The following is a 19,795-nucleotide window of genomic DNA, read 5'->3' on the forward strand; positions in this document are numbered from 1 at the left end:
CGCGCCCCGACGAGCATGGGAGAAAAGGACGCCGAAACGGTGGGCGTCGGCGCGGGGCCCGTTGCGGCCGCGTGCCCCGTGCGCGGCGTTGCGCCGGTCCGGTCGCCGATCCACACGGGGGAGCCATGGAGAACGGTCAGGAGCCGGAGCGGGCGAGGGGCGACCTCGGTCGCAGGGTCGCCCAGCGGCGCGCGGAACTCGGGCTGAGCCAGGAGGAGGTCGCCGAACGCGCGGGCATGGCGCCGGGCTACGTGGCCTATCTGGAGGCACATCCGCCCCTGCTGACCAAGCGCGCCCTGTACCGCCTGGCCGACGCCCTGCGCACCTCGACGGACCACCTGCTGGGCGCGGACACCGACGTTCCGCCGGGTGCGGCCTCGACGGCCGTGCCCCGGCCCAGGCTGAGCGCCCTGTCCCGGCGCGCGTGCCTGGACCTGATCGAGCCCGGCGGCGTGGGCCGGGTCGCGTTCGTCTCCCGGACACGGTCGGGACCGGCCGTGCTGCCGGTCAACTACGCCGTGACCGACGGCGACATCGTCTTTCGGACGGCGGCGGACGCGGACGTGGTGCACGAGCTCCCCGGCTACGTCGGGTTCGAGGTCGACCGCTTCGACGAGACCATGAGCGAGGGGTGGAGCGTCCTGGTCACCGGCCTGGCCCGGATCGTGCACGACCCGGACGAGGACGCCGCGCTGCGGGCCCTGGCGCCGGTGCGGCCGTGGGCGGGCGGTGAGCGGGAGACCTACGTCCGGGTGACCCCCGACCGGCTGACCGGACGCAGGATCACGGCGGGGCGGCCCGTCCGCACGTGAACACCGGACGCGGCCCCGGGAGCGGTCCGGCGGGCGCCGTACCGGCACCGGTCCGGCGGCCCGGGCGCAGGGATCGGTCCGGCAGGCGCGGCATCGGAACCGACCCGGCGGGCGCCGTACCGGGACCGGTCCGACACCAGGTGGCGATAACCGATATCACCATTCTGTTACCATTGATACATGCCAGCCCGAACCGACCACCGCGACAGGGTCGTCGAAGCCGCCGCCGAGCTCCTGCGATCCGAGGGGCGCTCCGCCGTCACCACGCGCGCCGTCAGCACCGCCGCGGGCGTCCAGCCCCCGACCATCTACCGCCTGTTCGGGGACATGACGGGGCTGCTCGACGCGGTCGCGGCGGACGGGTTCGCGCGCTACATCGAGCGCAAGACGGCCCAGGAGGCCTCCGAGGACCCCGTGGACGACCTGCGCCGGGGCTGGGACCTGCACGTGGAGTTCGGGTTGGCCAACCCCGCCCACTACCTGCTCATGTACGGCGAACCGGCGCCGGGTGAGCGCAACGCGGTCGCCGCGCGGGCGCACGGCATCCTGCTCTCGATCGTGGAGCGGACGGCGCGTGCCGGGCGCCTCGCCGTCGGCGTCGAGCAGGCCGCGGACATGCTCCACGCCGCCGGGATGGGCGTCACCCTCAGTCTCATCGGCACCGCGCCGGAGCGGCGGGACCCGTCGCTGTCGGTCCGGACCCGGGAGGCGGTCATCGCGGCGGTCACCGGCGACGCCCCGGCGGGCGGGAGCGAGCCCGCGCGGTGCGCGGTCGCCCTGCGCGCGGTCCTGGACGGGTCCGGGGCCGAGTTCAGCCGCGGCGAGCGCCTGCTGTTCGAGGAACTCCTCACCCGCGTGGCCGACTCCGGTACCTGACGGCGCCCCTCCACCGGGCCCGGCAGGCCCGGAGGGCCGCCGCCACCCTCGGTGGACCCGCGCATCTCCGCCGGGCCGGTGCCGCTTCCAGCACCCTAGGCGGGCCCGGACCGGGGCGTCGGGCCCCTCATCCGCTCTGCGCGGCCTGGTGCAGGGCGGCGTTGAGCGCTTCCAGGTCACCGTTCCGCAGGTAGCGGCCCACCGCGGTGTCGATGTCGTTCTTCCACCGGTTGCCCACGGTCACCCCGTGCCAGAACGATCCCGCCAGCTGGGGATCGGACCGCCACTCGGCCAGGGCCGACTCCAGATACGGATTGTCGGCGTAGTGGGCGGCCTCGGCGTCCTCACGGGCCGGGATGGAGCCCTTCAGCGGGTTGAAGGTGTCCTGGCCCTCCTGGCTCGCCACCAGCTCCAACCAGGCCAGGGCGTGCTCCTCGTGGGGCGCGTCCACCGGCAGGGTGAAGCTGTCCGACAGCCACAGGTAGGTGCCCTCGGTCCCCGGGGAGGCAGCCCACGCGTAGTCCTCGTTCGGGATCGCGCCCAGCTCGTCGTAGTAGGCGACGGTCCAGTCGCCCATGATGTTGAAGGCGGCCTCACCCTCGGGGACGCGGCGCGCGGCCTCCTGCCAGTCCTCGTCGGCGGCCCCCTCCTGGGTGTAGGACAGGACGTCCTCGAAGGTCGCGAGTGCCTCGGCCATCTCGGGGGTGTCCCAGTCGGCGCCCGGTTCCCAGAGCGCGTTGTAGGCCTCGGTGCCCAGCGAGCCCAGGAGCACCGACTCCAGCAGGTGGTCGACGGTCCACTGCTCGCCCACCGCCAGGGGGACGGCGTCGGTCCCGGTCCGCACCGCCTCCATCGCCTCGATCAGCTCGTCCAGGGACTCGGGCGGGCCGTCGATCCCGGCCTCCTCCAGCACGGAGGGGCTGTACCAGAGGACGTTGGAGCGGTGGATGTTCAGGGGCACGGAGTAGACGCTGCCCTCGTAGGTGATCTGTTCGAGCAGCCGGTCGGAGAGGGCCGTGCGCAGGCCCTGCTCGTCGAAGAAGTCGTCGAGGGACTGCAGGTACCCGGCCTCGATGTAGTCCTGGAGTTCGGCGCCGGCGTGTCCCTGGAAGGAGTCGGGGGGATCCTGGCTCTGCAGGCGGGCGTCCAGGACCGCCTGGGCGTTGGTGCCCGATCCTCCGGCCACCGTCGCGTTGACGAACTCGACGTCGGGGTTGCGGTCCTCGAACAGTTCGATGAGGGCGTTGAGTCCGGCCTCCTCACCGCCGCCGGTCCACCAGGAGAAGACCTCGACCCGGCCCTCTCCCCCGTCTTGGCCTCCCCCGGCACACGCGGAGGCCAGCAGGGCCAGTCCCAGCGCCCCCGCCGCGACGGACCGCCATCGTGAGCGCATGAAAGCTCCTCCCCCGAATGGCCGACCCGTCCCCCGACCCGCACCACTCCTGCGTCGCACATCGCGACACCATCGACACTGACATCATTGGTATGCACAGTCGAGGACGTCAACAGTGCGGGCGGTCACGACGCCGAGACGTGACCTGGCGACCGGCCACCAGGTCAGGGGCGTTCGTCCTTTCGCGTGATCACGCTCCGAGGTCAGCGCGGCGGGCGGCCCGGCGGACGCGGGGACGCGCTCTCCGCCCGTGCGCCCCGACCCGGTCGGCACGGCGGGAGGCGGGCCGCGGAGTCCGCTGACGCGAAGGACTTGGGGGTGCCCCGCTCCCATCCGGGGGTCGGGAGCGGGGCGGGGGAGGTGGGGCCGGGCGATCGCGGAGCCCGGCCCCACCGGTTCGGGGGCGCCTCAGGCGGCGCCGGTGTCGTGCTCTCGCGGGGACGCGTCGCGCTCGCGCGGGGACTCGGCGAAGGGCTCCAGCCCGCCGGTCGCCCGAGGGGCGGTCACGGTGGCGGCCGTGGCGCCGGGCGGTCGCACGCGCGGCCTCCTTCGCGAGGAAATGAAAACGGTTTTCGTTCCTGAGGAACTTCTATCACATTCCGCCCGCCCGGGGGAGCTTTCACCGCGGATCGGAAGGCCAACGTCCCCCAGGACCGCGTCCGGCGGCCGCGGACCCGGAACCGATCCACCGGATTCACGAGCCCCCGACTCGACGGCGCCCCAACAGTGAGGCTAGCCTTACCTACACCCCCGCCATCCCGCCCGCGCCGACGAGGAAGAGGCCCCGTGCGCATCGAACAGCCCAGCCATCGCACGATGATCCGCACCCGTGTGGTGCGTACCGAGCGCGTCAGCAGGAACTTCGTCTCGGTCGTCCTGGGCGGCGAGGAGCTGAACGGCTTCGAGTTCCTGGGACAGGACCAGTTCGTCCGGCTCTTCCTCCCCCGACGGGGACAGCAGCGGCTGCACCTGCCCACCGCCGCCGACCGGCGCTGGGTCGAGCAGATGTACGCCATGTCCGACGACGTGCGCCCGCACGTGCGCAACTACTCCGTCCGCTCCTTCGACGCCAAAGCCCGTGAGCTGGAGCTGGAGTTCGTCGACCACGGGGACGGGGGCCCCGCCTCCGCCTGGGCCGCGGCCGCCTCGCCCGGCGACGAGGCCGGGATCCTGGCCGAGGGCGTGTACTACCAGCCCACGGACGAGACCGACTGGCAACTGCTGGTCGGCGACGAGAGCGCCGTGCCCGCGCTGGTGTCGATCCTGGAGCAGGCGCCCGACGACCTGCGGGCCCAGGTGTTCCTGGAGGTGCCCTCCCCCGACGACGTGCGCCCGCTGCCCTCCCGGCCGGGCGTGGACGTGCACTGGCTGCCCCGGACCGACCCGCACGCCGTCCCCGGGCGACTGGCCCTGGACACCGTGTGCACCGCCACCCTGCCCAACGGCCGCCCCTACTGCTTCGTGGCCGGGGAGAACGCCCTGCCCACGAGCCTGCGCCGCACCCTGGTCCGCGAGCACGGGGTGCCCAAGCCGGACATCACCTTCGTGGGCTACTGGCGCCACGGCCACGCCGTCGCGGACTGACGCGGCCCGGTCCCGATGACGTGGATCAAGCGGTCATTCCCGTGGATGATGTACGGGCGCGGCAACGCGAGACCGCGCTCGGCCCCGGGCGTCGACGGCTGAGGTCAGCTGATCGCGCTGATGCCCCCGTCACTCTTGAGCAGCTGGCCGTTGATCCACTGTCCGCGCGCGGAGCACAGGAAGTCCACGAGGTGCGCGGTGTCCTGCGGAGTGCCCAGGCGGCCGAGCGGGGTCAGGCCGGTGAGCTGCTGCCTGAGCTCCCCGGTCATCCATCCGGTGTCGATCGGGCCCGGGTTGATCGCGTTGGCCGTCACGCCCAGGTGCGCCAGCTCGCGGGCGGCGGCGAGCGTGATGCGGTCCAGCGCGGCCTTGCTCGCGCCGTAGGGCAAGTTGTCCACGGTGTGGTCGCTGGTCAGGGCGATGATCCGGCCGGTTCCGTGGGCGCCGCGGAACCGCTGCGCGTACGCGCGGATCAGCAGCCACGAAGCGCGCGCGTTGACGGCGAAGTGCCGGTCGAAGCTCTCGACACCGGTGTCGATCAGCCCGGAGTCGACGGACTCGCAGTGGCACATGACCAACGCGGTGACGGGTCCCAGGCGCGCCTCGGCCCCGGCGAGGACCGCCGCGGGAGCCTCGGTGTCGGCCAGGTCGGCCTCGATCGCCGTGGAGGCGGCCCCGAGGTCGGCCAGGGCCCGGGTCGTGGCCCCGGCGGCGCCTTCCTCGACGCCCCAGTCCATGCGCTCGTCGTAGGGCGTCCAGTAGGTGAACGCGATGTCCCATCCGGACGCCGCGAGCTGTCGGACGATGCCGGCACCGATACCGGCGCTGCGGCCCACCCCCGTCACCAGGGCGACGGGCCGGGTGCCGGGTTCGGGGCGCGGGTCGGGTGCGGACGCGTGGAGGTGGCTCATGGGCACGGATCATCCTGGACCGGCCCCGGCCCGGCAACGGCGTTTCCGGTGTCCGGGCCGGGGCGAGGCGGCTGGGTGGGGAGCGGAGTTCGGGTCGGGGCGGGTGGGTGCCGGGTCGGGCAGGGTCAGTGCGAGTCCGGCTCGGGCACGGCCGACGCGGATCCGGTGGACACGGCGGTCGGCTCGGGTCCGGTCGGCTCCGAAGAGGCCGGTTCGGCAGCGGTCGGTTGGAGGACGTCGTCGGAGATGACCCGGTCGATCCACGCGATCAGGTCCGCGAAGACCTCCTCCCGGTTGGTCTCGTTGAACAGTTCGTGCCGCGCCCCCTGGTAGACCCGGTAGGTCAGGTCGGCCACACCCGCGCGGCGGTAGCGCTCGACCAGCGCGTCGCTGAACTCCAGTCCCTGGTTGAGCGGGTCGCGGTCACCGACCAGCACGTACAGCGGCAGGTCGTCGGGCGCCTCGGACGGGTCGCCGAGCCGCTCGAAGGCGGCCGTGAGCAGCAGGCCCATGCTCGTGTCCGTGAGCCCGAAGCCGCACAGCGGGTCGGCGACGTAGGCGTCCACCTGGCTCTCGTCCCGGCTGAGCCAGTCGGCCTCGGTCCGCAGCGGCTCGAACGCGGCGTTGAAGTAGGCCGTGGTGTCCGCCGCGCCGGACTCGACCAAGCGGGACAACAGCAGGTCGACGGCCGTGGTCCCGCACAGCGCCACACCGTCGGCGAGGCCGGGGTGGTCGAGCAGGTACTGCTGGGCGGCGAACGAACCGAGGCTGTGCGCGACCAGCACCAGCGGCAGGTCGGGGTGGCGCGCGCCGACCTCGCGGGAGAGGGCCGCCATGTCGTCGACGAGCAGGTTCCACCCGTTGTCGCCGAGCTCGCCGGGGCCGTCGTGCATCGAGAGCCCGTGGCCGCGGTGGTCGTCGGCGTAGACGGCGTAACCGTGCGCGTTGAGGGCCGCGGCCAGCGGGGCGTAGCGGGCCGCGTGCTCGCCCATGCCGTGGGAGATCTGTACGACGCCGCGCACGGGGGCCTCGGGCACCCATTCGTGGACGTGGATGGTCAGGCCGTCTCGACCGGTGAGTGTGAACATCGTCGACTCCTGCTGGATGGCGGGCGCGTACGGGAGCGGGGCCGCACACGGCCGTGGGCACCCGTCCAGGGGGCGAGGGCCCGTCGGGACCGACCGCGCGGACAGGAACATTGTTGCGTCCTCGGATTCTCCGCCGCCGTTCGGGGTTCTCCCTGTTTCGCCGCGTTCCTCCGTTCGGGGGCGCGCGGGACGGGGGCCGCGAGCGCGGGGCTCGGCACGCCCCTGCGGCGGCACTGCCGCCTGATCTGGCGGTTCCTGCGATTTTCGGCGCGCGCTGCGAAACAATGGTGGCGTCGATCGAGGCCAACGGAAGGCGAAACATGGGAACCCCGGACAGGAGCACCGACACCGACACCGAGCCGTCCGGCTTTCCGCGCACACGGGCGCGGGCGGCCGACCTCCTCCCCCGGCTCATCTCGGCCGAGGCCGAACACGACCTGCCGGTGGTGGAGTGGCGGCTGGACCACCAGGGGCGGCTGCTCGGCGAGATCCGCGACGGCGGGATCTCGGCCACCCGCTGCTGGGCCGACTTCTTCGGCGCGGCCGTGCACGAGCTGCCCGACATCACCAACGCCTCGGGCAACCCCCAGGTCGCGACCGGCCTGGATGACTACCGGGGCGTCACGGTCGTGGTGAAGGCACGGACCTGAGCGCGTCGACGGAGGCGGACGGGGAACGGGGCGGACCGGGGCACGGACGTGTCCCGCCACGCCCCGGCCGGGGCGGACAGGACGCGGTACGGGACTCGTTCGGGCGCCGGCCCGCGCCGGGAGCGATCCCATTGGTCGCGCCACCCCCCTTGTCCGCGACGGGACGGACACCTACAGTCACTTAACAAGCATTCAGCAAACGGTCGGATCCGCCCCACGGCCCGCGCGGAATCCGCTACTTCGCGCGTGTCCGGATCCGGCCCCGGCTGATCCCGCCCCACGTCTGGAGCCCCCCGTGCAGCACAGAAGACACCGCTCCGCCCGCCGCCTCCCCACCCTCGTCGCCGCCGGAGCCGTGGCCGCCACCGCCGCGCTCACCCTGACCGCCCTGACCCTCCCCCAGGGCGGTGCGGAGCCCATCACCCGTGACAACGCCGACCCGGCCGCCGCGTCCGGCGCGCTCGTCTGGTCCGACGAGTTCGACGGACCGGCCGGCGCCGCCCCCGACCCCGCGCGCTGGAACCACGAGACCGGAGACCACGGCTGGGGCAACGGCGAACTGCAGAACTACACCGACCGTCGCGAGAACTCGGCCCTGGACGGCAACGGCAACCTCGTCATCACCGCCCGGCAGGAGGCCGACGGAGGCTACACCTCCGCCCGGCTGACCACCCAGGACAAGGTCGAGCAGGCCTACGGCCGTTTCGAGGCCAGGATCCGGATCCCCACCGGCCAGGGGGTGTGGCCCGCGTTCTGGATGCTGGGCGACAACTTCCCCGGGACCCCGTGGCCGGACTCCGGCGAGATCGACATCATGGAGAACGTCGGACACGAGCCCGGCATGGTCCACGGGACCGTGCACGGGCCGGGCTACTCCGGCGCGAACGGGATCGGCGCCGCCTACGGCCACCCGCACGGCGGCGCGTTCACGGACGACTTCCACGTCTACGCGGTCGAGTGGACGCCCAACTCCATCACCTGGTTCGTCGACGACGTGCCGTTCCACACGCTCACCCCGGCGGACCTGGGCGGGAAACCGTGGGTCTACGACCACCCGTTCTTCATGATCCTCAACGTCGCCGTCGGCGGCGCCTGGCCGGGCTACCCGGACGGGACGACGCGGTTCCCCCAGCAGATGGTGGTGGACTACGTGCGGATCTACGACCTCTGACCCGCGGGGACCGGCGGCGGCCCGCGACGGCCGCCGCCGGCCGGGCGTCAGGACGACCGGCGGCACACCCGCGGCCGTCGACTGGCGGCCCCGCCCTCCCGGTTCGCACCCGGAGCGGTAGGCGCGCACGGCACCGGACGGCCGGCCGTGCCCCGTGGTACCGCTGGGGCACCGCGTCTCCCGGTGTGCGGTGGGGACCGCTGAGCACCGCTGGAGGGCGGGCATGCCCTAGGATCCGGGCGTGCCGCACCGATCAGACTCCGAAGCCCCGCCGACGCACCGCGTCCGAGCGGTCGACGACGCCGTGCGCCTCCTGCGCGACCCCGGCACGCGGTTGCGGGGCGTGCTCCGCCTCGCCGGCGCGCTGGACGCGGGATCCACGCCGCACGGGGCGTGGGCCGCGGTGGGCGGGACCCTGCCCGCGGACCTGACCGGTCCCCCCGAGGCGGTGCTGGCCCTGGCCCGCGTCCACGAGGGGTGCGGGGCTCGACCCGACGGCCGCCCCTGGCCGTCCTGGCGCACCTCCGATCTGCCCGTCCCGGTCCAGGTGGCCTGGCTGCGCGCCGAACTGCACACCGACCCGGCCGCGACGCTGCGCCGGGAGCCGCCCGGCGAACGCCTCTACCAGGCGGCCAGGCAGGCCGACCCGGCCCGCACCCGCCGACCGGACACCCTGGTGGCCGCCCTCGTCGAGAGCGGCGATCCGGCCCTGGAGTCCGAGGCCCTGCGCTGTGTCCGCCAGGGTCTGCGCGTCGGGCTCCTCACCCCCGCCGCGGCCCGTCGGCACGCCGTTCGCCTGCTGCGCTCGACCGCCCCCGGGGTCGTGGCCGACGCGCTGCGCGAGCTCTCCGAACCGTGGGCGGCACTCGGACCGCTGCCCGCCGACCTGTGGTCCGGCCTGCTCACCGGTGGTCGCCACGACCGCGACGTGGCCGAAGCGGCGCTGGGCTGCGCGGCACGCCACGGCCACGGCGACCTGGTACGCGGGGCGGTGACCGACACCGACCTGCCGCCCGCCGCACGCCGACGCGCCCTCGAACTCCTCGGTGACCTGGCCGACCGCGACGACATCGCCGACCTCCTGGACCTCGCCGCCGCGGACCCGCCGCTCCTCGGCCGGGCCGCGCTGACCTGCCTGAGCGGACTGCACCGGCGCGGGCACTTCCCACCGCCCGAAGCGGCGCCGACCGTGGTCGCCCTGGCCCTGGCCGACGATTCGATCCCGCCCCAGGAGGCCGCCACGGTGCTGTACACGTGTCGCCGGGAGGCCTTGGATTCGCTGGTCGAGGCCGCCCCGGACGATCCCTCGTGGCCGCGCCGCCTCGACCTCATGGTCGCCCTCGCCGACCAGGGCACGTCGGACCTGCCCGTCGGAGCGGAACTCATCCGGCTTCTGCCACGAGCGACGGCACCCGCACCCTTCCTGGACGCCATCCGCGCACTGCGGCACCAGGAGGCGGAGGGAGCCGTGCTCGCGCTCCTGCCGACCGCCCCGGAGGCCACCCTGCGGGCCTTGGCGGCCGTGGGCGGCGAGCGGACGTTCGTCGCCCTGGCCGAGGGTCTCGGCCTCGCGGACGAACTCGACGCCCGCGGTCCCGGGCCGGGCCCGCACGCCGCCGACGGACAGGCCGCGATCGCGGCGCCGCTGCGCCCTGTGCGGCATGCGGCGCTCACCCTGCTGTGGCGGCTGGCCTCCAGCCCCGAGCGGCGCCGGGCCCTGCTCGCCCGCCTCGACCCCCGCGACCTCCCCTCCGGTGTGGTCGCCGATCTGGGCGCTCCCGACCCGGCGGAGCTGGCCGTCCTGGCCGCCCGACTCGACCCCCGTGATCCAGCGGGGTCACTGTGCACGGTGGCCGCGCACGGCGACGCCACGGATCCCGCCGTCCTGTCCGACCTCCTGCTGCGGGTGGTGAGCGGCGTCGCGTCGGCCAGGGAGCCCGACGGCGGCCCGTGGCCCGGCAAGAGCCGCGCCATCGCTGCCACCGCCCCCGCCGAGGAACCCACGGTGCCCCAGGAGGTCGTCGACGCACTGTGCGCCCTGGGCCGCCGCCTCCACGCACGGGGCCGGATCCGACCGGTCTGCCTGCTGGACGCGCCCGACGGCCAGGCCGCCGGGCGCGCGTACACCGCGAGCCTGGCGCTGGACCTGCTGGAGCGTCCCGACCTCGCCGATGGCGAACGCGTCGTGCTCCTCGAACTCCTCTCGCGCGTGCCCTTCCCGGGGACCCGTGCCCGCGTGCACCGGCTGCTGCGCCACCGGGACCCGCACGTGCGCAAGCACGCGATCGTGCTGGTGGCCGGCGACCCCGTGGCCGGCGAAGACGAGGCGAGTGACGGCGCCCGCGCCCTGTCCGCCTCGCTCGTCGCGTTGACCGCCGCCCCCGACATCCAGACCGTCCGGCAGGCCGTGGCCGCGCTGGGCCGGGCGCGGGCGCGCTGGGCGAGCGGGGCGATCGCCGCCAGCCTGGACCACCGGAACATGAACATCCGCAAGACCGCGGCCCGGGCGCTGGTCGAGGCGGGCACGCCCGGTGCCGTTCCCGCGCTCCTGCGCCACCTGGGCCGCTCCGACAATCCGGGGCTGCGCGCCGATCTGGTCCGCGCCCTGGGCGCGGTGCTCGGCGACGCCCGTACGGCGACGGTGCTCGCGGCGGCCGAGGGCTCGACCGGTCAGGCCCGCCACCGGATGCTGCGGAGCCTCGACGGCCTCCTCCCGGTGCGCACGTGCACGGCGCTGGCCGAGCAGCGGTCACCGGCGGCCCGGGAGCTGCTCGTCCTGGTCGACTCGGGGGACGTCCGCCTGGCCGACGGCGCCCCCGAGGACCTGGCCGACGCGATGTCCGCGCACGGGATCACCACGGGCGCGAGCGCGACCGTGCGTCGGGACGCCGCGGACGGCGCGGACGGCGCGGCGAACGCCGACGCCGAGGCCCTGCTGCGCCGGGGGTGGGACCCGGCGGTCGCGCTGCGGCTGGCGGGCCGGGCGGAGCCACCCGACGCCGAGCGGCTTGAGCGGCTCCGCCCCCGCCTCGCGGACCTGCTGCGCCTGGCGGAGTCCGGGCCTACGGCGCGCGTGCTGCGGCTGGCGCTGCTGGCGTGTCCGGCACCCAGGTCGGCGCCGGAACGGCGGCTCCTGGCACAGCACGCCACCACGCTGGTGGACGGGCTCGCCGACCTGGCGACCGCGCCCGGTGGCTCTGGCATGGCGCCGAGCGAGGTCTCGTCGGATCCCGGCAGCGCCGACGCGACGGCGGCCGACGACCTGATCGAGGCGCTGGAGGAGGCGGCGCCGGCACTGGCCGCGGACGAGGCCCTCTCCGCGGTGGAACGCCTGCGCGCCCTGCCGCCGGACGCCGTCGACGGCCGCCGAGCCCTCCGGTTGCTGCGGCTCCTGGGCGCGGTCCTGGTCCGGGCTGACCTGGACCGGGCGCTGGGCACGGCCCGGTCGGGCCCCGGTCCCTGGGTGGCCGAGGCCGCCGTCCTGCGTGAGGCGTTCGGGCTCGACGCGGAGGTGGAGCGGGCAGGTGGAAGGGGCTCGCACGGGTCGGAGGGCGAAGGGCCCCGGGCGGACGCCTGGCACCGCGCGTTCGAGATCGCGGTGCGCTCGACCGCCGGTCTGGCCGAGCTACGCCGCACGGACACCGGCAGGACGAGCGAGACCGGTGAGGCCGGTGAGGCCGGTGAGGCCGGTGCACGCCGTGCGGCCGACGCGGTCGGACCCGCCCCGGGGGCCGATGGGACCCCCATGACCGACAGGGTCGGCGCACGGGAGCGTCTGGCCGCCCTGGCCGGGGCCTACCCGACCGCCGAGCCAGCGGTACGCCCCCTGCTCCTGGACTGGATGTGCGAGCTACAGCCGCTCGGTGCCCCGCCGTGGACCATCGGCGAGGACGCCCGCGCCGACACGGCACCGACGCGGACCGTGCGCGACGACGACCTCGACCAGCCCCCGTCCACCGCCCTGCGCGAGCGGCTGCTGGCCCTGCTGCGCGCACCCGAACAGGACCGCCGCGACGCCGCCGCCCGCAAGCTCCTGGACTGGCCCGAACCGCGGGTACGCCGGACCGTCCTGGACGCCTACCTGCGCGGTGACCTCTCCCTCCGGCTCGGCGTCCGCCTGACCGACACCCTGGCCCACGCCCTGGCCACGGCGGATCCCCCGGTGTGGCACACGGAGGGTTCGCGCCCCGAACGCCTCCTCCACGCGGCGGCGCACGTGGACACGCAGGCGCTCGTCCCCCTGATCCCCCTGCTCCTGGAGTGGTGGGAGCACGGCTCCGACCGCCTGCGTCCCGACGTGCGGCAACTCCTGCGCCGGGTCCCGGCCGACCTCCTCGCCGACCGCCTGCGCGAGCGTGTCGACTCCGGTGGCCGCGAATGGCTCGACCTGCTCACGGACCGCCCGCTCCTGCGCACGGCCTGGCTCGCCCGAACCGTCGAGCGGCTGCGCGCCCAGGGCCACGACGACCTCGCCGACGACCTCGTCCTCGTCGACGGCCCGCTGCGCCCGCCCGGGGGCGCCGCGCACGACCATGACGCCGCCGTCCTGCGCGGCCTGCGCGAACGCCGCCCGCCCGCGGCCGGGCGGGATCGGAACGGACCCTCCCGGGCGGACCTCTTCCGTCTCGCCGGGACCAGCGACCCCGAGCGGGCGCACCGTGCTCTGCGGCGCCTGGTCGAGGACCATCACGGCCCCGGCCCGGACACCGACCCAGCGCTGGTCGACCTGCTCACCCGCCTCGTCGAGCATTCGCGCCCCAAGGTCCGCCTCTACGCCTACCGGGCCGCCCGGGCTCTGCTGGACCGCGACACCCAACTGCGCCTGACCGTGCTCCTGCTCGACGACCCGCGGCCGGACGTGGTGCGGATGGCCGTGCGTGCCCTGTGCCGTGCCGGGTGGGAGGCCGCGATCCCCGATGTGGTCGGCCTGCTCACCCACGGCCACGCCGTGGTCCGTGCCGCCGCCGTGGAGGGGCTCACCGAGCTGGGCCCGGCGGCCGTCCCCGCGCTCAGGTACGCCGCCGACCACGCCCGGCCGGACCGGCGCGCCACCTACACGGAGGTGCTGGCCCGGATCGAGTCCGACCGGGACTGATCCCCCGCCGCCGGGGCACGGGATCGCGGCTCGTCCGCGGGGGCGCGCGGCGCGGTCGGCCGGGTCGGCTCACCGCGACGGCTCGGCGGGGGCACGCTGGATGTGCAGGGGGAGGTCGGCGACGGTCGTGCGCACGGTCCGCGCGACGAACGGCCGCGCCGGGACGTCGCCGCTCGACGTCGTCGGCACGTCCTCCACCGCCCCCTCCCCCGCCGAGCCGCCCGGAAGCGCCCACTACGCGCGTGGATCCACGTGGCTCCGCGGCTCGGGGGCTCCGCTCCGGCCCGCGGTCGGCACCGGACGGATGTGTGCCCCGTTCGGGCCGGGCGCCCGCGTCTTCGCGCGCCGGGAGTGCCAGAATCGGAGGTGTGAGCCACACACACGCCGACCAGCCAGATCCCGCCCAGGACTCGCCCACCGTGGGTCCGCCCGAGCGCAGTGCCGTGGGCCTGCCCGCCGTGCTCAACAGCGTCCGCCAGGTGCGCGAGCAGGCGGGCGTCCGGCGCGGCCTGCCCGCGATGCGGGCCGTCAACCAGAAGCGCGGCTTCGACTGCCCCGGGTGCGCCTGGCCCGAGGGCGACCACCGGCACAGGGCCGAGTTCTGCGAGAACGGGGCCAAGGCGGTGGCCGAGGAGGCCACGTCCCGCGTGCTGGCCCCGGAGTTCTTCGCCGAGCACCCGGTGGCGGAGCTGGCCGAGCGCTCCGGGTACTGGCTGGGGCAGCAGGGACGACTGGCCGAGCCCCTCTACCTGGCCGAGGGCGCCACCCACTACGAACCCGTGAGCTGGGACCGGGCCCTGGACATCGTCGCCGGGGAGCTGCGCGGCCTGGACTCGCCCGACGAGGCGGTCTTCTACACCTCCGGGCGCACCAGCAACGAGGCGGCGTTCTGCTACCAGCTGTTCGCGCGCGCCCTGGGCACCAACAACCTGCCCGACTGCTCCAACATGTGCCACGAGTCGTCGGGGTCGGCGCTCACCCAGACCCTGGGCGTGGGCAAGGGCAGCGTCTCGCTGGACGACCTGCACCAGGCCGACCTCATCATCGTCGCGGGCCAGAACCCGGGCACCAACCACCCGCGCATGCTCAGCACCCTGGAGCGCGCCAAGAAGTCCGGCGCGCGGATCATCACGGTCAACCCGCTGCCCGAGGCGGGCATGCGCGAGTTCCGCAACCCGCAGAAGGCCGCCGGACTGCTCGGCCGCGGCACCGAGCTGACCGACCTGTTCGCGCAGATCCGGCTGGGCGGCGACCTGGCCCTGTTCTCCGCGGTCAACCGGCTCCTGCTCAGCACCGACCGGCGCGGCGAGCCGGTGCTGGACCGGGCCTTCATCGACGCCCACACCCACGGGTTCGACCTCTTCGCCGAGGAACTGCTGGACGAGCCCGAGGACGAGTTCTGGGCGCGGGTGGAGCGCACCACGGGTCTGGAGCGCTCGCTCATCGAGGAGATCACCGCGATGGTGATCGCGGCCGACCGCGTCGTGGTGTGCTGGGCGATGGGCCTGACCCAGCACAAGCACGCGGTGCCCACGATCCGCGAGGTGGTGAACTTCCTGCTGCTGCGCGGGAACGTGGGGCGGCCGGGCGCGGGGGTGTGCCCGGTGCGCGGGCACTCCAACGTGCAGGGCGACCGGACGATGGGCATCTTCGAGCGGCCCGACGCCGCCTTCCTGGACGCGCTGGAGGCGGAGTTCGGCTTCGAGCCGCCGCGCGAGCACGGCCTGGACACCGTCAACGCCATCCGCGCGATGGCGGAGGGGCGGGTGCGGGTGTTCTTCGCGATGGGCGGCAACTTCGTCGCGGCCACGCCGGACACCCTGGTCACCGAGGACGCGATGCGCCGGGTGGGCCTGACGGTGCACGTGTCGACCAAGCTGAACCGCTCGCACGTGGTGACGGGCACGCGCGCGCTGATCCTGCCGACCCTGGCGCGCAGCGACCGCGACCTGCACGAAGGCCGACCCCGCTGGGTGACGGTGGAGGACTCCATGGGCAAGGTGCACGCCTCGCACGGTGTCCTGGCGCCCCTGTCCGAGCACATGCGCTCGGAGGTGGACATCGTGCGCGACCTCGCGGCCCGGGTCCTGGGCGAGAGCCCGGTGGCGTGGTCGGAACTGGCCGACTACGACCGTGTGCGCGACCGGATCGAGGGCGTCGTGCCGGGGTTCACGGACTTCAACGAGCGCGCCCGCAGGCCCGGCGGGTTCACGCTCCCGCACGCGCCCCGCGACGAGAGGCGCTTCCCGACGGCCACGGGGCTGGCCAACTTCACGGTGAACGGGGCACACGCGCCGCAGGTGCCGCCGGGCCGCCTGCTGCTGCAGACGCTGCGCTCGCACGACCAGTACAACACCACGGTCTACGGCCTCGACGACCGCTACCGGGGCATCCACGACGGCCGCAGGGTGGTGCTGGTGCACCCCGAGGACGCGCGGGAGCTGGGACTGGCCGAGGGCGCCTACACCGACATCGTCGGCGAGTGGCAGGACGGGCGGGAGCGGCGGGCGCCGCACTTCCGGGTGGTGCACTACCCCACGGCCCGCGGGTGCGCGGCGTCGTACTTCCCCGAGACGAACGTGCTGGTCCCGCTGGACTCCACGGCCGACGTGAGCAACACGCCCACGTCGAAGTCGGTCGTGGTGCGCTTCGAGCCCGACAGCGGCGCGCCCTGACCCTGCCCCGCGTCCGGTTCCCGGGGAGCCCGCCGGGGGACGGGCCACGGCTCGCGTCCGCTCTCCCGGGACTCCGCCGGGCGGGAGCCCGTTCCGGTCCGTGTCGGGTTCGGCGAGAAGCCGCACCGACGCGGAAACCGGTCCCGCTCACGTTCCTCGGTTCCGCGGGGGGCCGCCACCGCGCCGCCGCCCGGTCCCGCCGCGCGCGGTGAGTCCGCGTCCCATGGCGCGCCTGCCCGACCGCGCACCGGGCGGGACGGGGTGTGATCCATCCCATGCGCGGCGACAGCCCGTGCGGAGCTCCCGCTCCCCGAATGTCACGCGTGTGACCTGCGGGAATAGAGGGGCTCGACCTTTGCCTCCGCGCTTTGCCTCGGGTAGACCTGGGATTCATGAACCACGGGGGCATCGTTTACGAACGCCTGGGCCGGGGTGAGCCGCTGCTACTCCTGCACGGACTCGGCCACCGGCGCCAGGCGTGGGACCCCGTCGTGCGCGCGCTGGCCGAGCGGTACGAGGTGTTCGCGCTGGACCTGCCGGGATTCGGCCAGTCCGCCCCGCCCGACCCGGACCGCCCCTTCGGCATCTCCGCCCTCGTGGACACCGTGCAGGCCTGGTGCGAGTCCCACGGCGTGCACCGGCCGCACGTCGTGGGCAACTCCCTGGGCGGCGCGGTCGCGTTGGAACTGGGCGCGCGCGGGCTGGCCTCCTCGGTCACCGCGCTGGCTCCCATCGGGTTCACCAGCGGTCTGGAGATGCTGGGCTCGCGGCTGCTGGTCGGCGGCATGCGCGTGGCCACCCGGGTCCCCGCGAAGGTCTGGCACACGGTCATCGACAGCCGTCCCGTGCGGGCCCTGACCACGCTCGCGCTGCACGGGCGCCTGCGCGACCCGGCGGGCGGGCTCTCGCGCCTGGACCTGGCGGTGGTCACCCGGGGATCGACGTACACACGGCTGGCCCCGGAGGTCGTGCGCTACAGCTTCGGCGGCGGGCGGGGCGTGGCCTGCCCCACGACGATCGCCTGGGGCGAGGACGACCGCGTCCTGCCGATCCGGGCGCTGGCCCGGGTCCTGGCCGCGATCCCGCACGCCCGCCAGGTGCGGCTGATGGGATGCGGCCACGTCCCGATGGAGAACGACCCCGCCACGGTGGTGGAGGTCATCCTGCGCACCTGCCGTACCGCCCCCGCGGTCCCGGTCCCGGTCCCGGATCAGGCCCCCGCCGCCTGAGCCGCGGCGAGCCCGATCCGCCCCTCCTCCCCGGCATCCCGGGGGCGGGCGCGCGAGCGGCCCGGGGCCACCCGTACTGTGGCGGCATGCCAGCTATCTACCTCATCCGCCACGGCAAGGCCTCCCCCGAGGCCGCCGACTATGACGAACTGAGCCCCACCGGCTACGAACAGGCCATGCTGCTGGGCCGGGAGATCGCCCGGCGCGGGCTGCGTGTGGGACCGGTGGTGACCGGCACGCTCCGGCGCCAGAAGCAGACCGCCGCGGCCGCGCTGGCCGAGGCGGGCCTGGACGCCGCCCCGGCCACCGACGAGCGGTGGAACGAGTACGACCACCTCGCCCTGCTCGACCGCTACGCTCCCGAGCCCGGCTCCCTCCAGCAGCGGCTCGACTCGTGCCTGCACGCGTGGACCTCCGACGACGGCGCCGGGAAGGACTCCTGGACCGCCTTCCGGGACTCCTCGGCCGCGGCCCTGCGCGATCTGGCCGACGGGCTGGAGCGCGGGAGCACCGCCCTGGTGTTCACGTCCGGCGGCGTGATCTCGGCGGTGTGCTCGTCCCTGCTGGGCGTGCCCGCGGCGGGGTTCGTGGCGATGAACCGTGTGGTGGTCAACGGTTCGGTGAGCAAGCTCGCGCACGGCCGCGGCGGCACCCAGGTGCTGTCGTTCAACGACCACGCGCACCTGGAGCGGGACGGTTCCGCCCTGCTGACGTACCGCTAGGTTTTTTTGCCCGAGACATACCGACTGGTCGGTTCCGCCTGCGGGCGGAGCCGACCAGTCCGGCCCCCGCAGATCTCTCGCGATCGGCCGTCACACGAGGGCGGCGTCCGGTGTCTCATGGACGACACCGATCAGCGAAGGAACGGGAGCCGCTCATGGCCGAGGCGAACGAGCACCAGGACTCCGCGACCGAGGCGTTCGTCGCCCACCGCGACCTGCTCTTCACGGTCGCCTACGAGATCCTCGGGTCGGCCACCGACACCGAGGACGTCCTGCAGGAGACCTGGCTGCGATGGGCCGGCGTCGACCACGGCACGGTGCGCAACCAGCGCGCGTACCTGGTGCGGATCGCCGCCCGCCAGGCGCTCACCCGGCTGCGCACGCTCGGTCGGCGCAGGGAGTCCTACGTCGGCCCGTGGCTGCCCGAGCCGCTGCTGACCACACCCGACGTGGCCGAGGACGTCGAGTTGGCCGACAGTGTTTCGATGGCGATGCTGCTGGTGCTGGAGACCCTCGCCCCGACCGAGCGCGCCGTGTTCGTGCTGCGCGAGGTGTTCGCCGTGGACTACGACGAGATCGCGCGGGCCGTCGACAAGAGTCCCGCCGCGGTCCGCCAGATCGCCCACCGCGCCCGGGTGCACGTGGCCGAACGCCGCCCGCGCGACACGGTCTCGCAGTCGGAGTCCCGAGCCGCGCTCTCGGCCTTCCAGCGGGCGGTCGAGACCGGCGACCTCCAGGGCCTGGTGGACGTCCTGGCGCCGGACGTGGTCGCCCTGGGCGACGGGGGCGGGGTCAGGCAGGCCCTGCCGCGGCCCGTCGTGGGCAGGGACAAGGTGGCGCGCCTGCTCGCGGTCGGCCTGGAGCAGTACGGCGAGATGGTCTCGGCCGAACCGGTGCAGGTCAACGGCTACCCCGCGCTGGTGCTGCGGCTCGACGGGGAACTCGACTGCGTGGTGGCGCTGCGGATCGACGGCGGCATGGTCACCGGGCTCTACACCGTGCGCAACCCCGAGAAGCTGTCCCACGTGGAGCGGGAGACCTCCCTGAGCCGTTAGCGCGCGGCCGGCCCGGCCCCCGACCCGCTCAGCGGTCCTGGCCGGCGCGGCGCTCGGCGTCGCGCCGCAGCACCGCGCGCAGGGCCAGCTCGTAGCCGAACACCCCGCACCCGGCGACGTAGCCCGCCGCGACCGGGGCCGTCACCGAGCGGTGCCGGAACTCCTCGCGCGCGTAGACGTTGGAGATGTGCACCTCCACCACCGGCGCCTCGATGGCGTCGACGGCGTCGCGCAGGGCGATGCTGTAGTGCGCGTAGGCGCCGGGGTTGAACACCACGCCCGCGTAGCCGCGCGCCTCGTGCAGCCGGTCGACCAGCGCGCCCTCGCTGTTGCTCTGGGCGCACACGACCTCCGCGCCCAGCTCCTTGCCCAGGTCGGTCACGCGACGCTCGACCTCGTCCAGCGTGGTGGTGCCGTACTGCTCCGGGTCGCGGGTGCCCAACAGGTTGAGGTTGGGGCCGTTGAGCAGCAGGACGGTACGGGACACGGCGTGGGACATGCGAAGACTCCTCGGGGCGGCCGGTGGACGAGGCC

15 protein-coding genes are annotated in these 19,795 nt (G+C 74.7%); 10 read left to right on the forward strand and 5 right to left on the reverse strand.

The window, feature by feature from the left end:
* The first annotated feature begins 125 nt into the window (after window positions 1–125).
* Together ADL05_RS09590 and ADL05_RS09595 are read left to right on the forward strand one after the other, a co-directional pair.
* Complete coding sequence (locus ADL05_RS09590; protein WP_053616536.1) at window positions 126–812, forward strand: pyridoxamine 5'-phosphate oxidase family protein; 687 nt, start codon at window positions 126–128, stop codon at window positions 810–812.
* A gap of 180 nt (window positions 813–992) precedes the next feature.
* Complete coding sequence (locus ADL05_RS09595; protein WP_053616537.1) at window positions 993–1,688, forward strand: TetR/AcrR family transcriptional regulator; 696 nt, start codon at window positions 993–995, stop codon at window positions 1,686–1,688.
* A 127-nt stretch (window positions 1,689–1,815) separates the two neighbouring features.
* On the opposite strand, the gene ADL05_RS09600 is transcribed toward ADL05_RS09595, so the two are convergent.
* Together ADL05_RS09600 and ADL05_RS32125 are read right to left on the reverse strand one after the other, a co-directional pair.
* Window positions 1,816–3,081, reverse strand: coding sequence for an ABC transporter substrate-binding protein (locus ADL05_RS09600; protein WP_053616538.1), 1,266 nt, complete (start codon window positions 3,079–3,081; stop codon window positions 1,816–1,818).
* A 408-nt stretch (window positions 3,082–3,489) separates the two neighbouring features.
* Window positions 3,490–3,618, reverse strand: coding sequence for a hypothetical protein (locus ADL05_RS32125; RefSeq protein WP_255351840.1), 129 nt, complete (start codon window positions 3,616–3,618; stop codon window positions 3,490–3,492).
* A 249-nt stretch (window positions 3,619–3,867) separates the two neighbouring features.
* Here ADL05_RS32125 and ADL05_RS09605 point away from each other — a divergent pair, with 249 nt between their 5' ends.
* The gene (locus ADL05_RS09605; RefSeq protein WP_053616539.1) at window positions 3,868–4,665 is read left to right on the forward strand and encodes a siderophore-interacting protein; all 798 of its coding nucleotides are present in this window, start codon (window positions 3,868–3,870) and stop codon (window positions 4,663–4,665) included.
* Between the two features lie 104 nt (window positions 4,666–4,769).
* Here the strand turns inward: ADL05_RS09605 and ADL05_RS09610 are convergent, their stop codons facing one another.
* The gene (locus ADL05_RS09610) at window positions 4,770–5,576 is read right to left on the reverse strand and encodes an SDR family oxidoreductase (RefSeq protein WP_053616540.1); all 807 of its coding nucleotides are present in this window, start codon (window positions 5,574–5,576) and stop codon (window positions 4,770–4,772) included.
* Between the two features lie 125 nt (window positions 5,577–5,701).
* The gene (locus ADL05_RS09615) at window positions 5,702–6,664 is read right to left on the reverse strand and encodes an alpha/beta fold hydrolase (protein ID WP_082376227.1); all 963 of its coding nucleotides are present in this window, start codon (window positions 6,662–6,664) and stop codon (window positions 5,702–5,704) included.
* A gap of 320 nt (window positions 6,665–6,984) precedes the next feature.
* Here ADL05_RS09615 and ADL05_RS09620 point away from each other — a divergent pair, with 320 nt between their 5' ends.
* From ADL05_RS09620 to ADL05_RS09650, 7 genes are all read left to right on the forward strand, one after another.
* Window positions 6,985–7,314 (forward strand): hypothetical protein, encoded by a 330-nt coding sequence (locus ADL05_RS09620; RefSeq protein WP_053616541.1) that lies wholly within the window; start codon window positions 6,985–6,987, stop codon window positions 7,312–7,314.
* 295 nt (window positions 7,315–7,609) lie between these two features.
* Window positions 7,610–8,485 (forward strand): glycoside hydrolase family 16 protein, encoded by an 876-nt coding sequence (locus ADL05_RS09625; RefSeq protein ID WP_053616542.1) that lies wholly within the window; start codon window positions 7,610–7,612, stop codon window positions 8,483–8,485.
* Window positions 8,486–8,726: 241 nt separating this feature from the next.
* Window positions 8,727–13,580 carry a HEAT repeat domain-containing protein gene (locus ADL05_RS09630; protein WP_053616543.1) on the forward strand — a complete coding sequence of 1,618 codons (4,854 nt, stop codon included), beginning with the start codon at window positions 8,727–8,729 and terminating at the stop codon, window positions 13,578–13,580.
* Window positions 13,581–13,948: 368 nt separating this feature from the next.
* Window positions 13,949–16,255 carry an FdhF/YdeP family oxidoreductase gene (locus tag ADL05_RS09635; RefSeq protein ID WP_053616544.1) on the forward strand — a complete coding sequence of 769 codons (2,307 nt, stop codon included), beginning with the start codon at window positions 13,949–13,951 and terminating at the stop codon, window positions 16,253–16,255.
* Window positions 16,256–16,647: 392 nt separating this feature from the next.
* Window positions 16,648–17,484: an alpha/beta fold hydrolase gene (locus ADL05_RS09640; protein ID WP_053616545.1), complete on the forward strand. Its 837-nt coding sequence runs from the start codon at window positions 16,648–16,650 to the stop codon at window positions 17,482–17,484.
* Between the two features lie 86 nt (window positions 17,485–17,570).
* Window positions 17,571–18,206: a histidine phosphatase family protein gene (locus ADL05_RS09645; protein ID WP_053616546.1), complete on the forward strand. Its 636-nt coding sequence runs from the start codon at window positions 17,571–17,573 to the stop codon at window positions 18,204–18,206.
* Between the two features lie 155 nt (window positions 18,207–18,361).
* The gene (locus tag ADL05_RS09650; RefSeq protein WP_053616547.1) at window positions 18,362–19,261 is read left to right on the forward strand and encodes an RNA polymerase sigma-70 factor; all 900 of its coding nucleotides are present in this window, start codon (window positions 18,362–18,364) and stop codon (window positions 19,259–19,261) included.
* A 28-nt stretch (window positions 19,262–19,289) separates the two neighbouring features.
* On the opposite strand, the gene aroQ is transcribed toward ADL05_RS09650, so the two are convergent.
* Entirely contained in the window at window positions 19,290–19,760 is a 471-nt protein-coding gene (gene aroQ, locus ADL05_RS09655; RefSeq protein WP_053616548.1) for a type II 3-dehydroquinate dehydratase, read from the reverse strand.
* Window positions 19,761–19,795 lie beyond the last annotated feature (35 nt).

The sequence above is a fragment of the Nocardiopsis sp. NRRL B-16309 genome (assembly GCF_001279585.1).
Taxonomy (GTDB): domain Bacteria; phylum Actinomycetota; class Actinomycetes; order Streptosporangiales; family Streptosporangiaceae; genus Nocardiopsis.